Origin of the sequence: Epibacterium ulvae, from assembly GCF_900102795.1 — a bacterium.
Classification (GTDB): Bacteria; Pseudomonadota; Alphaproteobacteria; order Rhodobacterales; family Rhodobacteraceae; genus Epibacterium; species Epibacterium ulvae.
Window position 1 is genome coordinate 31,233 of record NZ_FMWG01000008.1, and the last position, 19,541, is coordinate 50,773.

Annotated in this window: 19 protein-coding genes and 1 tRNA gene; 2 read left to right on the forward strand and 18 right to left on the reverse strand. The window is 51.3% G+C overall.

Going from position 1 to position 19,541, the window contains the following annotated elements; all coding sequences use genetic code 11:
* Nucleotides 1–317 precede the first annotated feature (317 nt).
* The 7 genes from BLP79_RS12950 to BLP79_RS12980 form a co-directional block, all read right to left on the reverse strand.
* On the reverse strand, nucleotides 318–974 hold the full coding sequence (locus BLP79_RS12950; protein WP_090219601.1) for an OmpA family protein: 657 nt from the start codon (nucleotides 972–974) through the stop codon (nucleotides 318–320).
* A gap of 2 nt (nucleotides 975–976) precedes the next feature.
* Entirely contained in the window at nucleotides 977–1,429 is a 453-nt protein-coding gene (locus BLP79_RS12955; protein ID WP_090219602.1) for a hypothetical protein, read from the reverse strand.
* A 151-nt stretch (nucleotides 1,430–1,580) separates the two neighbouring features.
* Nucleotides 1,581–2,039 (reverse strand): hypothetical protein, encoded by a 459-nt coding sequence (locus BLP79_RS12960; RefSeq protein WP_090219604.1) that lies wholly within the window; start codon nucleotides 2,037–2,039, stop codon nucleotides 1,581–1,583.
* 2 nt (nucleotides 2,040–2,041) lie between these two features.
* Complete coding sequence (locus BLP79_RS12965; protein WP_232716502.1) at nucleotides 2,042–2,620, reverse strand: TetR/AcrR family transcriptional regulator; 579 nt, start codon at nucleotides 2,618–2,620, stop codon at nucleotides 2,042–2,044.
* A gap of 255 nt (nucleotides 2,621–2,875) precedes the next feature.
* The gene (locus tag BLP79_RS12970; RefSeq protein ID WP_090219607.1) at nucleotides 2,876–3,430 is read right to left on the reverse strand and encodes a metallophosphoesterase; all 555 of its coding nucleotides are present in this window, start codon (nucleotides 3,428–3,430) and stop codon (nucleotides 2,876–2,878) included.
* 243 nt (nucleotides 3,431–3,673) lie between these two features.
* Nucleotides 3,674–3,748: transfer RNA gene (locus BLP79_RS12975), tRNA-Gln, on the reverse strand.
* A 149-nt stretch (nucleotides 3,749–3,897) separates the two neighbouring features.
* Nucleotides 3,898–4,914 (reverse strand): LacI family DNA-binding transcriptional regulator, encoded by a 1,017-nt coding sequence (locus BLP79_RS12980; protein ID WP_090219608.1) that lies wholly within the window; start codon nucleotides 4,912–4,914, stop codon nucleotides 3,898–3,900.
* Between the two features lie 132 nt (nucleotides 4,915–5,046).
* Here BLP79_RS12980 and iolG point away from each other — a divergent pair, with 132 nt between their 5' ends.
* Complete coding sequence (gene iolG, locus BLP79_RS12985) at nucleotides 5,047–6,039, forward strand: inositol 2-dehydrogenase (protein WP_090219852.1); 993 nt, start codon at nucleotides 5,047–5,049, stop codon at nucleotides 6,037–6,039.
* A 9-nt stretch (nucleotides 6,040–6,048) separates the two neighbouring features.
* Nucleotides 6,049–6,855, forward strand: a complete 807-nt coding sequence (gene iolB / locus BLP79_RS12990; RefSeq protein WP_090219609.1) for a 5-deoxy-glucuronate isomerase — start codon at nucleotides 6,049–6,051, stop codon at nucleotides 6,853–6,855.
* Nucleotides 6,856–6,917: 62 nt separating this feature from the next.
* On the opposite strand, the gene BLP79_RS12995 is transcribed toward iolB, so the two are convergent.
* From BLP79_RS12995 to BLP79_RS13045, 11 genes are all read right to left on the reverse strand, one after another.
* The gene (locus tag BLP79_RS12995) at nucleotides 6,918–8,789 is read right to left on the reverse strand and encodes a methyl-accepting chemotaxis protein (protein ID WP_090219610.1); all 1,872 of its coding nucleotides are present in this window, start codon (nucleotides 8,787–8,789) and stop codon (nucleotides 6,918–6,920) included.
* Between the two features lie 225 nt (nucleotides 8,790–9,014).
* On the reverse strand, nucleotides 9,015–10,322 hold the full coding sequence (locus tag BLP79_RS13000; RefSeq protein ID WP_090219612.1) for an ATPase: 1,308 nt from the start codon (nucleotides 10,320–10,322) through the stop codon (nucleotides 9,015–9,017).
* 170 nt (nucleotides 10,323–10,492) lie between these two features.
* Nucleotides 10,493–11,014: a prepilin peptidase gene (locus tag BLP79_RS13005; RefSeq protein WP_090219614.1), complete on the reverse strand. Its 522-nt coding sequence runs from the start codon at nucleotides 11,012–11,014 to the stop codon at nucleotides 10,493–10,495.
* A gap of 4 nt (nucleotides 11,015–11,018) precedes the next feature.
* On the reverse strand, nucleotides 11,019–11,867 hold the full coding sequence (locus BLP79_RS13010) for a tetratricopeptide repeat protein (protein WP_090219615.1): 849 nt from the start codon (nucleotides 11,865–11,867) through the stop codon (nucleotides 11,019–11,021).
* 28 nt (nucleotides 11,868–11,895) lie between these two features.
* Entirely contained in the window at nucleotides 11,896–12,462 is a 567-nt protein-coding gene (locus BLP79_RS13015; protein WP_090219617.1) for a tetratricopeptide repeat protein, read from the reverse strand.
* A 159-nt stretch (nucleotides 12,463–12,621) separates the two neighbouring features.
* Nucleotides 12,622–13,596: a type II secretion system F family protein gene (locus tag BLP79_RS13020; protein WP_090219618.1), complete on the reverse strand. Its 975-nt coding sequence runs from the start codon at nucleotides 13,594–13,596 to the stop codon at nucleotides 12,622–12,624.
* Nucleotides 13,597–13,606: 10 nt separating this feature from the next.
* Nucleotides 13,607–14,575: a type II secretion system F family protein gene (locus BLP79_RS13025; RefSeq protein ID WP_090219620.1), complete on the reverse strand. Its 969-nt coding sequence runs from the start codon at nucleotides 14,573–14,575 to the stop codon at nucleotides 13,607–13,609.
* Nucleotides 14,575–16,017, reverse strand: coding sequence for a TadA family conjugal transfer-associated ATPase (locus BLP79_RS13030; protein WP_090219621.1), 1,443 nt, complete (start codon nucleotides 16,015–16,017; stop codon nucleotides 14,575–14,577). Before BLP79_RS13030 ends, BLP79_RS13025 begins: the two co-directional genes overlap by 1 nt.
* A 24-nt stretch (nucleotides 16,018–16,041) precedes the next feature.
* Complete coding sequence (locus BLP79_RS13035) at nucleotides 16,042–17,274, reverse strand: CpaE/TadZ family protein (protein WP_090219623.1); 1,233 nt, start codon at nucleotides 17,272–17,274, stop codon at nucleotides 16,042–16,044.
* A gap of 200 nt (nucleotides 17,275–17,474) precedes the next feature.
* Nucleotides 17,475–18,101 carry an OmpA family protein gene (locus tag BLP79_RS13040; protein WP_090219625.1) on the reverse strand — a complete coding sequence of 209 codons (627 nt, stop codon included), beginning with the start codon at nucleotides 18,099–18,101 and terminating at the stop codon, nucleotides 17,475–17,477.
* 18 nt (nucleotides 18,102–18,119) lie between these two features.
* Nucleotides 18,120–19,514, reverse strand: coding sequence for a type II and III secretion system protein family protein (locus BLP79_RS13045; RefSeq protein WP_090219626.1), 1,395 nt, complete (start codon nucleotides 19,512–19,514; stop codon nucleotides 18,120–18,122).
* Nucleotides 19,515–19,541: the final 27 nt, after the last annotated feature.

Genomic DNA, 19,541 nt, shown 5'->3' on the forward strand with positions numbered 1-19,541 from the left:
GAAAGCTGCAGGATTCATCACAATGAGCTCTGAGCTCGACTGTGCCGCGCCTCTCACCAAGGTCCGCTTTCCACAAACGGGCCAGACTTTGCAAAGCCCGTTTTCTGCGCTGAGTTGACATTGAACCTTCCAATGTAGCTGTGTCACTCTGTCTCAAAGCAGTTCCAGAAAGGGTGGTTACAACCTGCTTCAATCTCTCAGTGCCATGGGTAGTTTCTGCCAGAGCCAGTGAGGCGAAGGTGACACAACAGACTAGAGTCACATTCGTAAGTATTCAATGAAACATCGCGACTACCTTTCGGTCTCAGCAGATCTGGTTAGTTGCCGATGATGGGAAGATGGTTGACCTTTTTCTCAGTTGTAACTGTGATTTCGACACGTCGATTCAGTGCGCGGCCTTCAGGATTGTCTTGTCCGCCGACTGTATTCGACGCAACAGGTTCGTCTTCACCGCGCCCTATTGCCGTCAGCAGACCTTCTTCAACTTGACGATCGGCAAACCAAGCACGCACGGACTCGGCGCGACGCTCAGAAAGGGCCTGATTATACTGATCCGAACCCTTCGCGTCCGTATGTCCTACGATCAAAACTTCTCTGCCATCATATGCGACATACAGTTCTATCAGGCCTTCAAGCGCCGTTTGGGCCTCTGGCTTTAGGATGTGTTGATCGAAATCGAAGAGGTAGTCCCCGGACAAGTCAACACTGAAACCAAAGCCGTTGGGATCACTTGCGATCTGCGTCGCACCTTCTAGCACTTCAACCTCGCTGACCAAGACGTTGTCACCGGACAGCAAGCCCAAAGGGGCCCCTCTTATTTCAAGGCTTTCCGACGTCGAAACATCTTGGTCCCATATGGGGTTGAAGGGGGCATTTGGATCATACCCGCCAGCCTGAACAACGTTTCCTAAAACACTTGTGCACAGAACCACTGTAAAGCGCAGCTGTGCACTCCAAATGCAATCTAAAGACATAGTCAGCTTTCGGGTTTTTCCAGCAAGAACGGAATTACTCCGGGTAAAGCCAATTCAACGGGCCAATCCGAATCGGCAGGTGCTTCAAATTTGAACCAACTCTGTTGAGTCGAATTGGGTTCAAGGTCTTCAAACTGTGTACGCTCAAACCATGCATCGAATGCCTGCGCGATTGGAGCGCCAACAAACTGGCCTTCCGAGTCAGTCAAAACAGGGTACTTCTTGTCACTCGTTACGACGTAGATATCGTTCACATCGCCGCCAGCAAACTCAATACCTTCATCCGAAGTGTTCTCAACGACCAAGACCACGGTCATCTGGTTGTTTCTCAGCTGGACCTGTTTCAAGTGTATCTCAACGCCGTTTGGTCCCGGCTGACTTTCGATATATTCTTGTGCCAAAGCGGTTGTTGAGAGGAGCGAAGATATGGCAAGTGCCAAAGCAAAATTTTTCACTGTATTTCCTGTAGGCTAAGAAGTAGAGAACGTCTGTTCTTTGGTAATAGTGTTTCCGGATCAAGGAAACAGGATAGGGCTGACCTGACGGAAAGTTTAAGTCTGAGACTGACCGCTAGAGAAGCTAGCGCAGAGGCGAATATTTCGTTGCTCATTGGGTTTGTTTCTGATTTCGGGCCGTGAACCACCACACGATCAGCGCGGCAACGACCATTTCTAACCATGCCATTGGGAGCGCGATCGCTAACACTTCGACAGTGGCCAAGTTCATGTTGTAGAGGCCCAGCCAAAGGATCATGAAAACGGACATCCACACGCCAGTGCCGTACAAAGCAGCGCGCTGAACTGAAGATCCAAAGACTTGCATTGCCATCCACGGAATAAGTGTCGCCGTCAGCACGAGGACCGTGTCCCAAACACCCCAGATCATGAACACCGGGATGTTCATCGGAGCAACGTCTGTGATCATTGGCAACGCTTCGCGCATCATAGGCATGACGAACGCGAAATACCGGAAAACCTCTGAGGCATTGATCCATACAAAATTGGCAATGAGCGCCATGGTGAATGGCGCTAGGCGGGTAGAAGTTCCTGCGTTTTCGGTAATCATGCTTACTTTAGAGTGTCCTTCAAAAGGGTAAGAAAGCTCTGGACGGCTTCGCGCAAAACGTCGCCGTCGCTGACGGTGCGCGACTTGGTCCAAAGCCCGTTGGTAAAGATGACCATCACGTCGGCCAGTTCACGTGTTCTTTGCGGCTTAATGTGCGGTGCAGAGTTCTGGAGTGCCGACACAAACCCCTTATGAAGACGATCATTATGTCGGGCGACCTCTGCCATGACATCGGGATCGCCGGGTGCAACTTCTGTGGCTGAATTTGCGACAAAGCACCCCGGCCCAGGCAGGCCTACACTTTCACCCAGTGAGATCTGCCGCTCGAAATAGTCTGATACGTCCTGCAGAGTCGCATCCGGACTTTCCACCACCTCAAACGCAGGGGTCACAACGCTTTGCCGATACCTGTCAAAGCACGACAGAAATAATGCTTTTTTTCCGCCAAAACTACTGTAGATGCCGTGTCGGCTTACCCCCGTCGCCTTTACCAGGTCATCCATCGATGAGGCATGAAAACCGTTGGCCCAGAAATGCTCGAGCGCACGGTCGGAAAGCTGTGCAGAAGTGAAAGATGTCATGCGTGGCATGTCAAAGGTGTAACAGAATGATTATTCTGCTACAAGCAGACATTCATGCAGACGCGGCGAAAGTCAACTTCGTCCGCACAGCTGACCCTGGCCCAGGGTGCAGCGAATGTCCGCTGTCAGCCCTCTTCAACAAGGCGTGGCCGCACATGGTAGACGGAATGAGCAATTGTAGGGTGGCAACGAGGGCATAGATCTCCCTGATCGACTTGGGGGAGTGGTGAACGAGGCGTGCGCCCGGGAGGCTGCTCAGTCAAGTTCGTTGCCGTGCTCAACGTCGCTCCAATGTTTGTTCACGGGCAGCTTCTTTGCGCGGCGCTGAATGTCGCTGATTTGGACTGGGCGAAAATTCCATTGGTCGACGCCAACGTTGATGCTGTTGCGTGAGCCTGCCCATTGGTCGTGGACATGGCCAAAAAGCTGCAACGAGCCCCGGCGGGCGCCGTTCCAGGTGATCATCGGATAGTGACACAGCACCAGTGACTGCGCGCCATCTTTGATCTCCTTCAGGTCTGCGATACTGTCCCAGGGCAGCAGGGCCACTGCTTCATCGTCGTGATTGCCCATGATCAGATGCTTGCGACCGGGGATTTGGTGAAACCAGTTTTCGAACCGTGCCGCATCTGTCGACTGCCCAAAGGCGAAATCGCCGAGAATCCAGAGGTCATCGTCAAACCCGACGCAGTTTTGGAAGTTTCGGATTAGCGCCGCGTTCATGTCCTCGGTTGAACGATAGGGGCGTTTGCAGAACTCGATGATCCGGGAGTGGCCGAAATGCGGATCTGCTGTGTACCAATGGGCCATCTGCTTCCTCATCTATTTTGAGAGAAGTGTAGCTGGAGGGGCTAAGGGCGGCAATTCAGCGATCAGAAAAACCGAAACGCAATGACTTTCACGTCTCAGAGGCGGTTTTTTGCGCCGGGCGTTAATTGCAGGAGCTCAACAGCTCAGGTGCTTACATCGCGTGAAGTATAAATCTTGAATGGACAAAATGCGTTTTCAAGCTGGATAAATCTAAATTCAAGCTGGGCAGCACAATGATTAATATGGCTGGGATGGTAGGATTCGAACCTACGGTACACTGTACCAAAAACAGTTGCCTTACCACTTGGCTACATCCCAACTCTTGTGGGGCGTTCTAATGATTAGAACAGGGGCGTGCAAGAGGAATTTTCAAAAAAAAACGGGTTTTTGGAAAAAACTTTTAAAAATGCGAAACGCGTTAGATTTCACAGGGTTATCTTATGGTTTTCATAAAGGATACCACTTCATTAAGTACTACTGCGTTCAATCAGAGTGCCGCTAAAGTCATACCTGTCTTTGGCCTGTGCCTCGCCACGGAGAAGCTTGACGAGGTGTTCGGCCATTTCTTTGATCGGTTGCTGATAAGTGGTGAGTTGATATTGTGCAAAACCTGCTTGGGGCACATCATCAAAGCCTGTGACAGCTATGTCGTCAGGGACGCTTAAACCTGCGGAAAGGCGTATGGCATCCATTGCCCCCAACGCCAATGCATCGTTTTCACAAACGATAACATCGGGGTAGGACTTGCTTTCAGCGAGATATTTGGAGATCTCGGTGTAAGAGAGCGCGCTATCATAAACGGGTACTTCTAGAGAGTGCGGGGCATCTCCTGTTGCTTCAAACCATTGTTGGACGAAGGTCTCTTGGCGATGCAGGTGTGCTGAGCCTGTTTGAGGACCAGCAAGAAACAAAGGCCTCTGATAGCCTTGTGCCAAGACATGATCCGCGACGATGGCCATGGCGGCGGCGTCATCAACGCAAATCGATAGAGTGCGCGGATGTTTAGAGCTGCGTGCAAACACGATGAGTTTTTTGACACGCTCTGCGCCCACGGCGGTGTCGAGCACAGCATCATTGAAATGAACCCCAAGCAAAATAGCTGCGTCCACGCGCCGTTGGCTGGCTGTAAGAAGCGCGGCGTTTGTGTCTTGTGCGCCGCCTGTATTGATTAAGAGGCTGTCCCAGCCATGATCGCGCAATGTTTGGCTAACTTGCTCAATCAAGAGCAGTTTATGTGGGTTCTTAAAATCATCTACCAAAAGCGCGACCAGATTGGACTGATTTGCGCCAAGGCTTGCGGCCTGTAAATCGGGGAGATAGCCAATCTCTTTTGCTGCGCCCAAGACTTTGGCACGGGTTTTTGATGAGACCGAAGCGTTGGTTTTAAATGCTCTTGCGACCGTCCATCGCGACACTCCAGCCGCGCGTGCCACATCCTCGATGGTGGCTTTTTCGGCAGAGAGGGGAGGTGGATTTTGCGTCATAAATGGGTCTTACTCTGAATTGTTTCGCTATATTCTAGCAAGTTTTCTGCACCCATGTGCAAAAATATCTTGCACATGGGTGCAAAAGCGATGAGCCTGCGCACAAATCAAGGATGTGCAAGGGAGGATGCCATGCTGAACGTTGGAATTTTGGGGGCTGGACGCATTGGTCAGGTCCACGCGGTAAACGTTGCGGGGAATCGTGAAAGCAGACTGGTTGCAGTTTCTGATGTGTATGCTCCAGCCGCGGACGCGCTGGCAAAACAATATGATGCAACGGTGCGCAGCTCAGAGGAGATTATTGCGGACCCAGCAATTGATGCGGTTTTGATCGCGACGTCGACAGATACGCACTCTGATTTAATTGAAGCAGCAGCAGCAGCAAATAAGGCGATTCTGTGTGAAAAACCCGTCGATCTATCGGTGGATCGAGCTCGTCTTTGTCAATCAAGGACAAAAGAGGCGACAAGACCCATTATGGTGGCATTTAACCGCCGGTTTGATCCGAATTTTGCGGCATTGCAGAAAGCGGCAGCAGGTGGCGAAATCGGAAAAACGGAGCTGTTGTCCATCACATCCTTTGATCCGGCGCCGCCGCCACTTGAATACATCAAAGTCTCGGGCGGCTTGTTTCGGGATATGATGATCCATGATCTTGATATGGCGACTTTTCTGATGGGAGAAGCACCGGTTAAAATATCAGCGGTCGGTAGCGCCTTGGTTGACCCAGAGATCGGAGTTGCAGGTGATGTGGACACAGCCGTTGCAACTTTGACCTATGGGGATGGGCGTTTGGCGGTGATAAAAAACAGTCGGCGCGCTGCGTATGGTTATGATCAGCGGGTGGAATTGCTTGGATCTAAGGGTTTGCTTTCACTTGAGAATATTCGTGAATCCACAATATCGAAAGCAACAGAAAAGGGCGTGCTAAGCGCAAAGCCGGAACATTTCTTTCTTGAACGCTATGCGCAGGCCTATGTGGTGGAGTGGCAAGCTTTTGTTGATGCAGCGCTTCACGACACGCCAGTGCCTGCGACCCTACAAGATGGGATTACCGCGTTGGCACTTGCGGATGCAGCGGCACAATCGGCGGCAACGGGTCAGCCTGTTGCTCTTGATCTCTGAGGTAATGATATGAGTAATTTGCATCGTAAGCCAATCGCACAATCTGGCAAAGTGCATGATATTACACCGAATTCCGCAGGGTGGGATTATGTAGGTTTCGCGCTTTATCATTTGCAACCGGGTGACGAGATTGCAGAACAGACCATGGCACGAGAAGTGATACTTGTGATGGTTGAAGGTAAGGCACATTTCGCGGCGGCTGGGCAGGACTGGGGCGTATTGGGGGATCGGATGAGCGTTTTTGAAAGAACGCCACCGCATTGTCTTTATGTCCCAAACGAGAGCGATTGGAACGCCCGTGCCGAAACGGATTGCGTGATTGCAGTGTGTTCTGCACCGGGCAAAAGAGAGCATAGCGCGCGCCGAATTGGTCCCGATGGTATTACTTTGACCGAACGCGGCAAGGGAACAAACACCCGATACATCAACAATATCGCGATGGAGAACGAGGATATTGCAGACAGCCTTTTGGTTACTGAGGTGTTTACGCCGGCAGGGCATTGGTCCAGTTTTCCCTCACACCGTCATGATGAAGACGATTTCCCCCGGATCACCTATTTGGAAGAGACCTATTACCATCGTCTGAACCCTGCCAATGGGTTTGGTGTGCAGCGTGTCTATACGGATGATGGGACATTGGATGAAACCATGGCTGTTGCAGATGGCGATGTGGTTTTGGTGCCCAAAGGGCATCATCCCTGCGGTGCGCCTTACGGGTTTGAGATGTATTATCTTAACGTGATGGCGGGGCCGTTGCGAAAGTGGCGTTTCGTTGCTGCGCCAGAGGTTGCGTGGATCCTAGAGAAAGATGGTTAGACCTATTGGTCAAAGGAATCATAAAGACCGGCTGCAAAGGCCGGTCTTTGGTGTTCGTACGTTTAAAATTCTTGCCAGATATCGCCATTTGCGGCGGCACGTGTCGGTTGGGGGGCATCTGAGATATCCCAATCCCCATGTGCGGATGGCGCAGGGGCAGCGGGAGTATGTGTGGGCGCCAGTGTTGACATCGGGGTGCTTACACCGGTGTCAAAATGAGAGATCAGCTCCATCATCTTGCCAGCATCGCTTTTCAGAAGGTGGCTTGCAGCGGTTGATTGTTCAACCATGGCCGCGTTTTGTTGGGTCACCTGGTCCAGTTGGGTCATACCTGTGTTGATCTCGCCCAGCCCGGTTGATTGCTCAGCAGCGCCTTCAGCGATACCAGAGATAAGAGACGAAATATGGCCGATCTGTCCGACAATTGCATTCAGTGCGTCGCCCGCCTTGCCCACAAGATCAACACCGCGCTCTACCTGTTGAGATGAGTCGGAGATCAGGGTTTTGATTTCCATTGCCGCATCTGACGAACGCTGCGCCAGAGCACGAACTTCGGACGCAACCACCGCAAAGCCTCGGCCAGCTTCACCAGCACGAGCCGCTTCGACTCCTGCATTGAGAGCAAGTAGGTTGGTTTGAAATGCGATATCATCAATGACGCTGATGATTTGTGAAATCTGATTAGAGCTTGTCTCGATTTCAGTCATCGCTGTGACTGCGTTTTGAACAACTTCACCGCTGGCCTCGGCTTCACGCCCGGCCTCTTGCATGGTGGTTTCTACATTGCGCGCACCATCCGCGGCAGAGCGGACACTTGCTGTCAGCTCGTCCAAAGCTGCCGCGGTTTCCTCCAACGTTGCAGCTTGGCTTTCTGTACGGTTGGAAAGGTCATCTGCAGATTGGCTGATTTCGGTTGCACCGTTGCGGATTGATGATGCCGTGTCCATGAGCTGGTTCACGATGCTTTCCATCGTCGACAGGGTGGCGTTGAAATCCTTGCGCAACTGTTCGAATTCACTTGGGAAAGGGTCTTCCAAACTGTTGGTCAGGTTCCCTTTTGACAATTTGGAAAGCGCATCACTGAGCGCCGCGATGACTTTATTGCGTGCTTCTTCAGTCTCCTGGTGGGTTGCTTCGAGTTCTTTCTGCTTCAAAAGGCCCTGACGGAATTGTTCAATTGCGTAAGACATAGTCCCAAATTCACTACGTGCTTCTCGTTCAGGAACACTAGAGTCCAGATCGCCACTTGCCATGCTCTGCATTCGCTTTGAGAGACGATCCAAAGGCTTGGTGATTGTCCGCATTAGAAGATAGCTTGCAAAGCTCATCAAAAACAGTCCAGCAGCAAGGGTTATGATCGCCCCATTTCGCATGCTCGAGAATTCTTCTTGAATATCCTCAATATACGCGCCAGTTCCGATGACCCAGTTCCAAGGAGCAAAGTTCATCACAAAGCTAAGTTTGTTGTCAATTTCTTGCGAATTCGGACGTGGCCAAAGATAAGTGACAAACCCAGCGCCTTCGCTTTTCCCGATGTTCACAATATTTTGGACCAGAAACTGACCAGCTTTGTCGGTTAGGCCGTGTTGATTTGTACCAACCAAATGGGGGCTTACGCGGTGTGCGACAAAGAAATGATCATGATTGACCGCAAAGAAATAGCCGCCATTACCATAGTTTAATTTCTCGAGTTCGTTGCGGCCTTGGGCTTGCGCCTCTTCAAGAGACATCTCCCCAGCTTTCACTTTTTGATCTAAATCCTGCAAAGCGCTGACCGCGACTTCGGTGATAGAACGCACATCTGATTTCCGGATTTCAAAAGCGTTGTCGATAGAGCGATTGAGCAACGTGAATGTAAGAAAACACGCAAGTGCCAGTGCCATTAACACGATGGCATAAATACGCATTTGAAGGCTAAAGAGCATTTTGGGCATTGAAACCGTCCTTCGAGGCAAACCGGAATGAATAATTCTTAGTCTGAAGGTGCTAAAAGAAAGTTTCGATTCCATCTTATTATTGTATATTGCTACCTTTTAATTTTATTGGGCAAATTGGTCGAAGGGCGAACGTCCCTTTGTTTGTCCTGCGGACTTTGAGACGTGCATGCTATGAGCCTTATTCTATTGGGCGGAAAGACTACGGGGGAGAGCACATATATGCTATTTCACGATGGTCTCATCTTGGACGAACATATTATCCCAGGCGCGATCAATCAGTTCCGGGGTCATTTGATAGGGAATGCCTTCGAAATCACAGATCGACATAATCTGATCGATGAGAAAGATTGGCTGATAGTTCGCGTAAATGTTCCCGATGGTAGGATATTTGTTCCGTAACAGATGCACCAAAGCGTCTTCATCCAAGGGAATGCCTTTTTTACGAGCCACCAATCCAAAGATCTTGAGAAAATTCTCTTGGTTTGGCCCGTCAATTTTAATCTTGAAGAAAATCCGACGCAGCGCGGCTTGATCGAAGATCTCATTTGGATGAAAGTTCGTTGAAAAAACAACCAAAGTGTCAAAAGGTACTTCAAACTTTTCACCTGATTGTAGCGCCAGTATGTCTCTGTTTTCTTCCAGCGGGACAATCCAGCGGTTGACCAGTGCTTGTGGCGGTTCTGCTTGGCGCCCCAGATCGTCTACGATGAACACACCGCCAGCTGATTTAAGCTGCAGCGGCGCCTGATACGTGCGCGCGGTCGGGTTGTAGACCAGATCCAACATCGAAAGTGACAATTCTCCGCCCGTGATCACAGTGGGGCGTTCGCATTTCACATAGCGCGTGTCAAACCGTTTGGGACGGCGCAATTGTGTTGGGTCTTCTGCATCCTCTTCGATGTGTGTATGTACGATAGGATCATAGACCGTTATCACTTGACCGGCATATTCAATGGCACGGGGCACATATATATGATCCCCTAGGGCATCGCGAATTCCGTTTGATATTGATGATTTCCCGTTGCCGGGTGGGCCATACATCAGAATGGAGCGTCCCGCGCTTACGGCTGGCCCAAGTTGCCCCAATAACGTATCTGGCAAAACCAGATGCCCCATCGCATCTGTTAGTTGTTTTCGTGTCACCATAATATTGCGGATAGATTGGCGCTTTACCTGTTCGCGATACACATCAAGCGGGACCGGCATTGCACCAAAATATTCAGATTGGCTGAGCGCATCCAGCGCGCGTGCGCGTCCCGCATCCGTCAGTTGATAGCCCATTTCATTGCCACTGTTCGCATTGAGCGTTCCTGTCGCCTCCAGCAGCTTTTGCTCCCGTGCGATATCAACCAACTCTTGAGTGACAGGGATGGGCAAACAGATAGCGGCTGAAATTTCGCTCACCATGTCCAGATTGTTGCGGAACATGGTTTTCAGCAGAATATCGCGCATCATGACGACCGGCAGCTGCATCTGTGCCAACCCTCTGGGGGCAGGGGGCGCGGTTACCGAAGAAGCGTGCATGTTCATCTTGGTCTGATCCTATAACAATGCCGACGTTTTGGGTGGCTGGTCACAGGAACAGTTTATTTAGGACTGTGGCAACAGATAGGCCAAGTCCGTGCAATTCCGGGACCATGGCTTGATATAACTCAGAATTTTAGGATTAAGATGCGGATGAGCAACGATCTGAGGTGGAGTTAAGTTCCATAAAACGCCCCTAACGCCAGATAGATTACCAAGGTTGTACCAAGGCAAAACCCCATGGGGAATTTCGCGCCCACATGCCAACTTTTCCAATCTGGGGCCATCTTGTGCAAAGCGGTGTATTTTGCGACCCGATGCGTGGTGAAACCTGCAAGAAGGTTGGCGCAGAAAATCAACAGGATCAGTGCTAGATCTCCATAATCAACAAAAGGTGCAGCAGCAGCAACGAATTTTGCGTCGCCTGCACCCACTGCACCGCCCGCGTAAAGCAGAAAACCAATCAGCAGGCCGACAGGCAGGTGGAGCAGCTGCCAGCCATAGTCTGGCCAGCTTGGCATGACGAATAGACCCACAATAATGTAAATAGCGCCCGTCAGATCAACGGTCCAATTGGGAATGCGCATGCCGCGTAGGTCGCTGTAGGCAACAATTGCGCAAAGCGGCAGCATAAAAATCAAAAAGGCGCTCGCGACGCTCGTCTGGATCTGAAGCGTCTCCAGAAGCTGGGCGAACATTGGGTCAGCCACCTTCCAGAGTGCTTAAGGCGCGTGCAGCCTCTTCAAAATGCTGAGGGTGCGTTGCGATTGCTTCCCGCAGCAGGCCTTTCCCTGTGCTCACATCCCCTTGTTTGACGGCGGAAAGCGCACTGGTGTGCAATAAAAGCGCTCGTTCTCTTTGCGTGACAGGAACAGGTGGCAGCGTGTAATTACGCTGGGCTCCACGCGCGAGTACCAGATTGTTTTTGGCGGTAAACAATGTGCTGTCTTGGCGAATAGCATCGGAAAACAGTTTTTCGGCCCCGCTGAAATCTCCACGGGTCAGCTTGGAATAACCCCAGTTGTTCATGACACGGGCAGGTGTCGTGGTCAGGCCAACGGCTGTTTCGTAAAAGCTATCCGCGCGCTTCCAGTCCTTGCGGGAGTCGGCAACGATCGCCTCTAACCGATAGCGTTGAAAGGTCTCAACCGTTGGCGGCACAGAATCCAAGACCTGTTTGGCGTCATCCCAATTATTGGTCCGGATCAGCGCGTCTGCCAGCTGCACTTTGTCATTTGACGTTGCATCTTCCTGCGCAACCACACGCCGCCACGCGGGCACAGCTTCTGTATTGCGCTTCGCGCGGATCAGAGAGGTGGCAAGGCCCCGTTGTAAATCTGTTCGGTCAGGATCCGATTTAAGAGATCTATTGAAATAGCTCACAGCCTCATTCGGATCGGATGCCTGAAGAAACACATCATTGAGATTGGTTTCATCGACCACGTTGATATCTTTTATGGCTTCTTCGATATCGATCTCTGATTTTGGCGCACAGGCGGAAAGTGCCAAAACGGCTGCTAAGCCTGCAGAAATGAAAATAGACTGGCGCATTTTGCGTCCTCTTGCTGCTCTGCCTTGTTTAAGGCGTGCGTTTCAGCAAATAGCTGCCGCCGCCGTTTTGTATCAGCTGATAAGGCTGTTCTTGTTGATCATTATGTGAGTCGGCATCCAAATTGGCGAGAGCAACACGTAAATTTTCACGAATTGCGTCACTTTCGCCATTATCAAAAGCAACGGCACGTCGCAGATACTGCTCTGCTTCGGGATATTTGCCTTGTTCCATCAAAACAACGCCGAGATTGTTTAAGGCTTCTGGCCAGTCTGGCGCTTTTGCCACCGATTGGCGCAACAAATCTTCTGCTTGCCCCAAACGCCCAAGCGCAAGATTTGCGGACCCAAGAGATGACAGAACTTCTCCGTTCAATCCATGCACAAGCCCGGCACGGGTGAAAGAGTCCAGTGCCAATTCATATTGTCCAGCAGCCATTAGGCGATGACCGGTAACCAGAGGGTCAATGGCCTCTTTGCGTGTGTCGACGCCGGGCGCCCATAGACCGCCCTGATGTAAGGCCGTCTTTTGGGCCGTACAGCCCATTAAACAGCACAGACAAAAACCGACACCTATCGCGGCACGTATATCAATCATTGGCACAATTCTGTTTCACAGTGCCTCAGACGTAGACCAGAAACAGCAGGTAACGATAGGGGTATTTTGGCTCATCTGCTAAATGTGAAGTGCCCCGTGACAAAAGAAACAACCCCACCTGAAGTCTTGATGGCAGATGAGGGGAACCGCGTCGTCTAATTACGGTGCGCCACCGCTGCCCAGATTGGCGATATTCTGCGCGGAAGGGCCGACCAGAATAATCAACAGAGGCGGAACCGTCAGCACCATCGTCGCCAGTGTCATTTTCACGGGCAATTTGTTCGCAGCTTCCTCGGCGCGCATGACGCGTTTGTCTCGCATTTCACCCGCATAAACACGCAGTGCTTCGGCGATTGATGTACCAAAAGCGGATGATTGGATCATCACTGTCGTGAACGATGCAATATCTTGCACACCACAACGCGTCCCCAGATCGCGCATGACTTTCTCTTTGTCTTTCCCGGCCTTCATTTCCTGCGCAACGACCTGAAATTCTTCCGCCAGATCGGGATAAGATGCGACAAGCTCTTTTGAAACGCGAATAATTGATTGTTCCAGTGATTGGCCCGCCTCAACGCAAACCAGCATCATGTCCAGCGCGTCCGGAAACCCCTGCGTGATTTTCTTTTTACGCTCCTCGACGCGGCGTGTGATCCAATATTTTGGCAGAAAATACCCTGCCGCACCGGGGCCAAGAATGCGGAGTACCATTTGCTGACTGTCAAAGGTTGTATCAGCATTCAGCACGTAAACCCAGATAAGCCCTAAACACAGGCCAATAAGGCCAAGTGCCATCTGCGCAAAGTAAAACAGTCGAACGGCATCTTTTGACTGATAACCCGCTTGACGCAGAGTGAGGGCCATAGCGGAAAGCTCTTCAGCGTCTTGCGGCTCCAGAAAGGTTGCGAATTTTTGCAATTGTTCATTGCGGCCAGTTTGGCGCAATCGTTCTCGTTTAGGCTGGGCGATGTTTTTCTGGTTGAGATCCCGGTTCAGCTTTGCGAGCGGGTCCTCGGGCTGGTTGAGAAAGAAAAAACCTGCTCCAAAGATCAACAAAGCACCAAGACCACCAAGCGCCAGAAAAGGCCCCATGTCGCCAAATTGTGTGATCAGAAAATCATTAAGTGCTGCCATCTTATCCCCCTCACACTTCGATATTCGTCAGCGCGCGCATGACGAATAGATTGATGGTCAACATGCCACCCACTAGAAAACAGGCGGGAATAAACCAAGGGTGATCCATCACATTATCATAGTAATGGGGGTCTTTCACCAAAGTGCCGATCAGCGCCAAAAGAGGGAAGGCTGACAAGAACTTACCGGACCATTGCGCCTCGGCGGTAATTGCTTTGACACGACGGAAAAGCCGAAAACGTGCACGGATTACTTTGGCCAGCCCATCCAGCACCTCGGCCAGGTTGCCTCCGGATTGCTGTTGAATGGTTACGGCGACTGACAAAAACCGCATGTCCTGAATGTCCAGCCGCTCCGCCATATCTTTCAAAGCGTCCCCAACATCACCACCATAGGCAGTCTCATCTGCAATCATGCCAAATTCGGTGGCCAGAGGATCATCAACCTCTTTGGCAACAATTTGTACAGCAGAGGTAAACGGATGCCCGACCCGCAATGAGCGCACCATAAGTTCAACAGCATCAGGCAGTTGTTCTTCAATAAGCGCGAGCCGTTTTTTGGCTTTGCTGTTGACCCAGAAAAACACCGCTCCCACGCCAATACCAATCGACGCCAGAACGCGAAGCGCGAGATCTGTTTGCGTCGCAACACTGAGCACTGCAAAGACCAGGGCAGACAGTGCTCCCATGATCATGATCAGTTGTTTTGGGCTAAACGCGATTGCTGCTTTTTGGGCGCGCTCCGCCAATAACGAATAAAGCGGGATAGATTGCGTGCGCATATGCTGGCCCATCTCCTTACGGAGTTGGTCCAATACTTGCTCTCGCGTGCTGCCTTTTTGCAGCATCTCAAGGCGTCGGTTGACCCGATTGTTCAGACTAATGGATTTGCCAAAGGTCACCAGATACAGGCCTTCAACCAGCGCAAGCACGGCAAGAATAATTAGACCATAAATCAGAATTTCGGTTGGTATTTGCATTACAAACCCTCCGACAATGTTGGTTCATAGATCGATGATGGCAGGTCGTAACCCCACAGGCGGAATCGCTCAGAGAAGTGACTGCGCACACCAGTGGCTGTGAAATGACCAATAATCTTGTTGTCGGGTGTGAGGCCAACCCGTTGAAATCGAAATATTTCCTGCATCGAGATCACGTCCCCTTCCATCCCGGTTATCTCGGTGATGGATGTCATACGACGGGATCCGTCTTGCAGGCGCGAGGCCTGAACAATCACATTGACCGCAGAGGAAATCTGACTGCGCACAGCTTTGAGCGGCATTTCAATGCCAGCCATTGCGATCATGTTTTCCAGACGTGACACCCCATCGCGGGCAGAGTTCGCGTGGATTGTTGTCATCGATCCATCGTGGCCAGTGTTCATGGCCTGCAGCATGTCGATCACCTCTTCGCCACGCGTTTCCCCCACGATGATCCGATCAGGACGCATCCGCAGCGCGTTTTTCAGACAGTCGCGTGGGGAGACCTCACCTTTGCCTTCCACGTTTGGCGGGCGGCTTTCCATCCGGCCAACATGGGTCTGTTGCAATTGCAATTCTGCGGTGTCTTCGATGGTCAAAATACGTTCGGCATTGTCAATAAACGAAGACAAAGCGTTCAGCGTTGTGGTCTTACCAGAACCGGTTCCGCCAGAGACGATGACATTTAATCGTGTGGCAACAGCGGCTTGCAGGTAGGCCGCCATTTCTTCTGTGAAGGCGCCGAAATTGACCAGATCATCGATGCCCAGTTTGTCCTTTTTAAATTTCCGGATCGATACCAAAGATCCATCCACCGCAATGGGTGGTACCATCGCGTTAAATCGGGAACCATCAGCAAGCCGCGCATCAACATATGGATTGCTCTCATCCACACGACGCCCCACAGCTGAGACGATCTTGTCGATGATCCGCATCAGGTGTTTTTCATCCTTAAAACTGATGTCAGAGAGGCTGAGTTTACCGTTTTGTTCGATAAAGATTTGTTGGGGGCCATTCACCAGAATATCGCTGACCGTATCGTCCTGCAGCAGCACCTCTAGAGGGCCAAGGCCAGTGACCTCGTCATACAGCTCTTTGTTCAGGGTCTGGCGGTCTTCTCGGTTCAATACGACACTGCGTTCTGCAAGAAGTTCTGATGTGATATCAGAAATTTCTGATCGCAGTTCTGCTTCTGACGCGTGCTCTAATGCTGACAGGTTCAAATTGTCCAGCAACTCACGGTGCATCTCAATCTTGATTTGAGCAAGCCGTTCTTTGCGTTTGCGTTCTTTATCCACAGGGGCGGCTTTCGCCGGTTTTTGCAAAGCAGGTTTGCGCAGGCTTGCAGGTGCGGGCGCGGCCGGTGCTACAGAAGGTGTTGCTGCCACCTTTTGAGGTTTGGCCGCTGTCTCGGAAATTTGTTTCTTATATCTGGAAAACATTACTCACCCCAACCTTCATGCGGGTTATGCCGCTTCGGTTTCGTTTTTGCCCAACTCATGTAATGATTGCGCCAGTTTGCCGATTTCTTTCCGCAATGCGCTTTTGGGCGCCGCGGCTGCAAGAGGCTGGCCATGATCACAGCTTTGCAGGATTGTTTTGCCACCATCAGGCAGCTGTATATCGATCGAGATCCCCAAGGATTCAGCCAGACGTTTGACCCGGCTTTTACCGCTCAGATCGGTAAATTTTGGGGCGCGGTTCAGCGCAAATCGCAATTTCTCAAAAGGTAGATCTTCTGATTGCAACGCGCGTTTCAGACGAAGCGCATTTTGCGCTGATCTCATATCAAGCTCCAGCACCGCAAAATACAAATGTGCCATACTCAAAACGGTCTCAGACCATTGAACAAGCGTGCGTGGCAGGTCAATGACGACGAAATCAAAATGACACCGCGCCATATTGATCAGGCGCTGCACGTCTTCAGGGCCCACAAATTCCATCGGTAGCATTTCACTTGGCGCAGTGAAAACCTGCAACTTATCTTGATAGGTTACTAAGGCTTGCGCAAAGAGGTCATCATCCAAACTTTCGGTTTCGCTCAATAACTCAGCGACCGCTTCACGGCGCGGCAAGTCAAGATAGGTGGCAACTGACCCATGCTGTAGATCAAGGTCGATCAGGCAAACGCGTGGCCTGTCTCCTGAAGTGCGTTCCGCAATTTCCCATGCAAGATTTACGGCTAACGTTGTTGTACCGACGCCACCAGCTAAACCGTGACAGACCACCACGGCGCCGTCACAGTTGTTATCAGACTTTAATGTCGCAGGTTGAGGTGCCGCCATTTCAGAGCCTTGGATCCGTAGACGATCAATAGCCGCCTGCAATTCCTGTTCTGGCAGCGGGTAGGGGATGAACTCATCCGCACCCTGGCGTAGCAAGTTATGCAGGACTGCAGGGGTGACGTCTTCAGCAATCAAGATAATCTTGATTCCAACCGCTTTGGCCTGCGTGATGATTTCACCCATTTGGCTCAGATTGTCTTCATCCTGAGCATCAAGAGCGATCGCTACAAATTCAAGCGATTTGGCCTCGTCTTGCTGAAAGAAGGCCAGTGCTTCGGAAAAGCTAAGATCGCCCCAAGCCTCGCCGAGTGCGGTTTCCATGTCTTCGATCAACAGGTCGAAATTCTGCACATCCCGGCTGATGGTACAGGCGGTGATTGCATTTGTTTCTGTCTGCGGCTGATCGCTGCTCATAGCCTTCAATCCTCTTCGATCGGTGTGCTTGGCATTCTGCCAGGCTGGACCGCAGCCTGTCTTGGATGCAGCTCACCTCATAGAGAGAAGGATCGCGGAAAATATGGGCAAGATTTGGGCTGAAAAGCCCCAATTGTGAGGAATTGTTTAAGAGGTGGAAACACGCACAGATTCACGTGTTTCCTATTTATATGAATTGTTTACTCACCACCGAGCTTGGTTTCTAGCCCATCATCCAGTGTTAACGTGCCTTCGACAACCGCACTTTGAACATAGTCACGATAGACAATGGCGGCATATTTTCCATCCAGCAGCGGGTTATCGCGGACAAAGCCAGAGACTTCCGTCACTGTGCGGCGATTCTCGCGCTCACGATTCGGGCTGGCAATAACCGGTTTTGTTTCTCCCAAAGAGACGACGGCTTCCAAGCGCTTGCGGCTTATACCCTTTGAAATGAGATAGTTTACAGAAGTGGTTGCACGACGTTTGCCCAAACGACGATTGTAAGCATCGCTGCCAACAGCATCTGTGTGCCCAAAGACCTTAAAACGGACTTCGGGAAACTGTTTAATCCAATCTGCTTGGCGGTCTAGGACTGCTTTCGCCTGACTGTCGAGGCGAGCACTGTTGAAATCGAAGTTGATTGTGGTGGGCACTTCATTTGCAAATCGTTGTCCAAGTTGAACAACAAAGTTTAAATCACCTGAGGTCACCGCAGCATTATGACGGGTGGCTTCTCCAAAGACACTTTGGCGCTCAAGACCTGCCTCGTTGGTACAGGCGCCGGCTGCCATGGTTAGACACAAGAGCAGTGAACGTTTCAACATGATCCCAAACTCCGTTTTTTAATCAAGTACATAGCCGTATGATCCGGTAAAGCCCTGACGCGCGACCTCGCCTGCTGCGCCACTTTGACTGCGTGAGGTCCGTCCAAAGAGAAACAGATCAGCCTCGCTGGGGGGGGCTACCCGATCTGTGGGCAAAACCAAGGCTTCGCCACGTGTCGGAGAAACCAGATGAGCGCTGATGATCACGACCAGTTCGGTTTGATCACGGCGATACTCGGCGCTGCGGAACAGAGAACCAAGAACTGGAACATCTCCAATCCAAGGCAGTTGTGACGTGGAATCCACGAAATCGTCTTGAATAAGGCCGGCAATCGCAAAGCTCTCACCATCACGAAGTTCTACAGTGGTTGCTGTTTCTCGCCGATTGAAGGCCGCAATTTCAAGGCCCGCAGAGCTGAATGTATTGTCTGGATCAATAGAAGACACAGCTGCTTTCAATTCCAGATTGATCAGGTCTTGATCAACCACGCGCGGGACAAAATCCAGTTCAATGCCAAAAGGTTTGAATTCAACGTTCACGTTGCCATCGCTATCGACGGCAGGAATCGGGAACTCACCGCCCGCCAGAAAACGTGCTTCTTGTCCAGAAAGGGCTGAGAGATTCGGTTCCGCCAGCGTGCGAACAATTCCTTTGCTTTCAAGTGCTTCGAACAACAGGCCTAATTGAACCGAGCCAACGCCAAAGCTGAAGGCAATCGCGCCTTCGTCACCACCACGCAGTTCGATTTGTGACCCGATCCCGTTGTCACCAATCAAAAAAGTACCTGTTTCGGCAACGGTGCTGCCGCTTTGGCTACTTAAAGCAAAAGACGAGCGGAGCTGTTTTGATGCATTGCGCTGCATTTCTGCAAAACGCACCTTCAGCATGACCTGTTGCACACCACCGACAGACATCAGGTTTGAAACGCGTTCCGGGGCATAGCGTTCGGCCAGATCCAAAGCGCGTTGCAGTCGCGCGGCGCTTGAAACAGTGCCCGATAGCACAATACCGTCGTTCGCGGTGCGTACTTCAATACGCTCATTTGGCAAGATCTGGCGCAGCCGTTCCTTAAATTCACTCACATCTGCTGCCACGCGCACGTTTACGTTGCTGATCAACTGCCCCGCCGCATCCAGAAGGGTCAGCGTCGTTAGCCCTGGCGTTTTCCCCAAGACGTAGATGGACCGGTCTGACAGAGAAGAGATATCCGCAATGCTGGGATTGGCGATGGTGATTTCAGCAAAAGGCGTTTCGCTCTCCACCACAACCGCGCGGTTCATGGGCACATCAAGTGTCGCGCTGGCACCTTTGCGGACCACGCGCAGCTCATTCGCCGCTGCGACATGTGCAATAGGTACACTGGTAAGAGCGCAGCCCAATAACGTGGCTGCGACAAAACGAGAAAATTTCATGTGACCTGCCTTTCCGATCACGCCTCA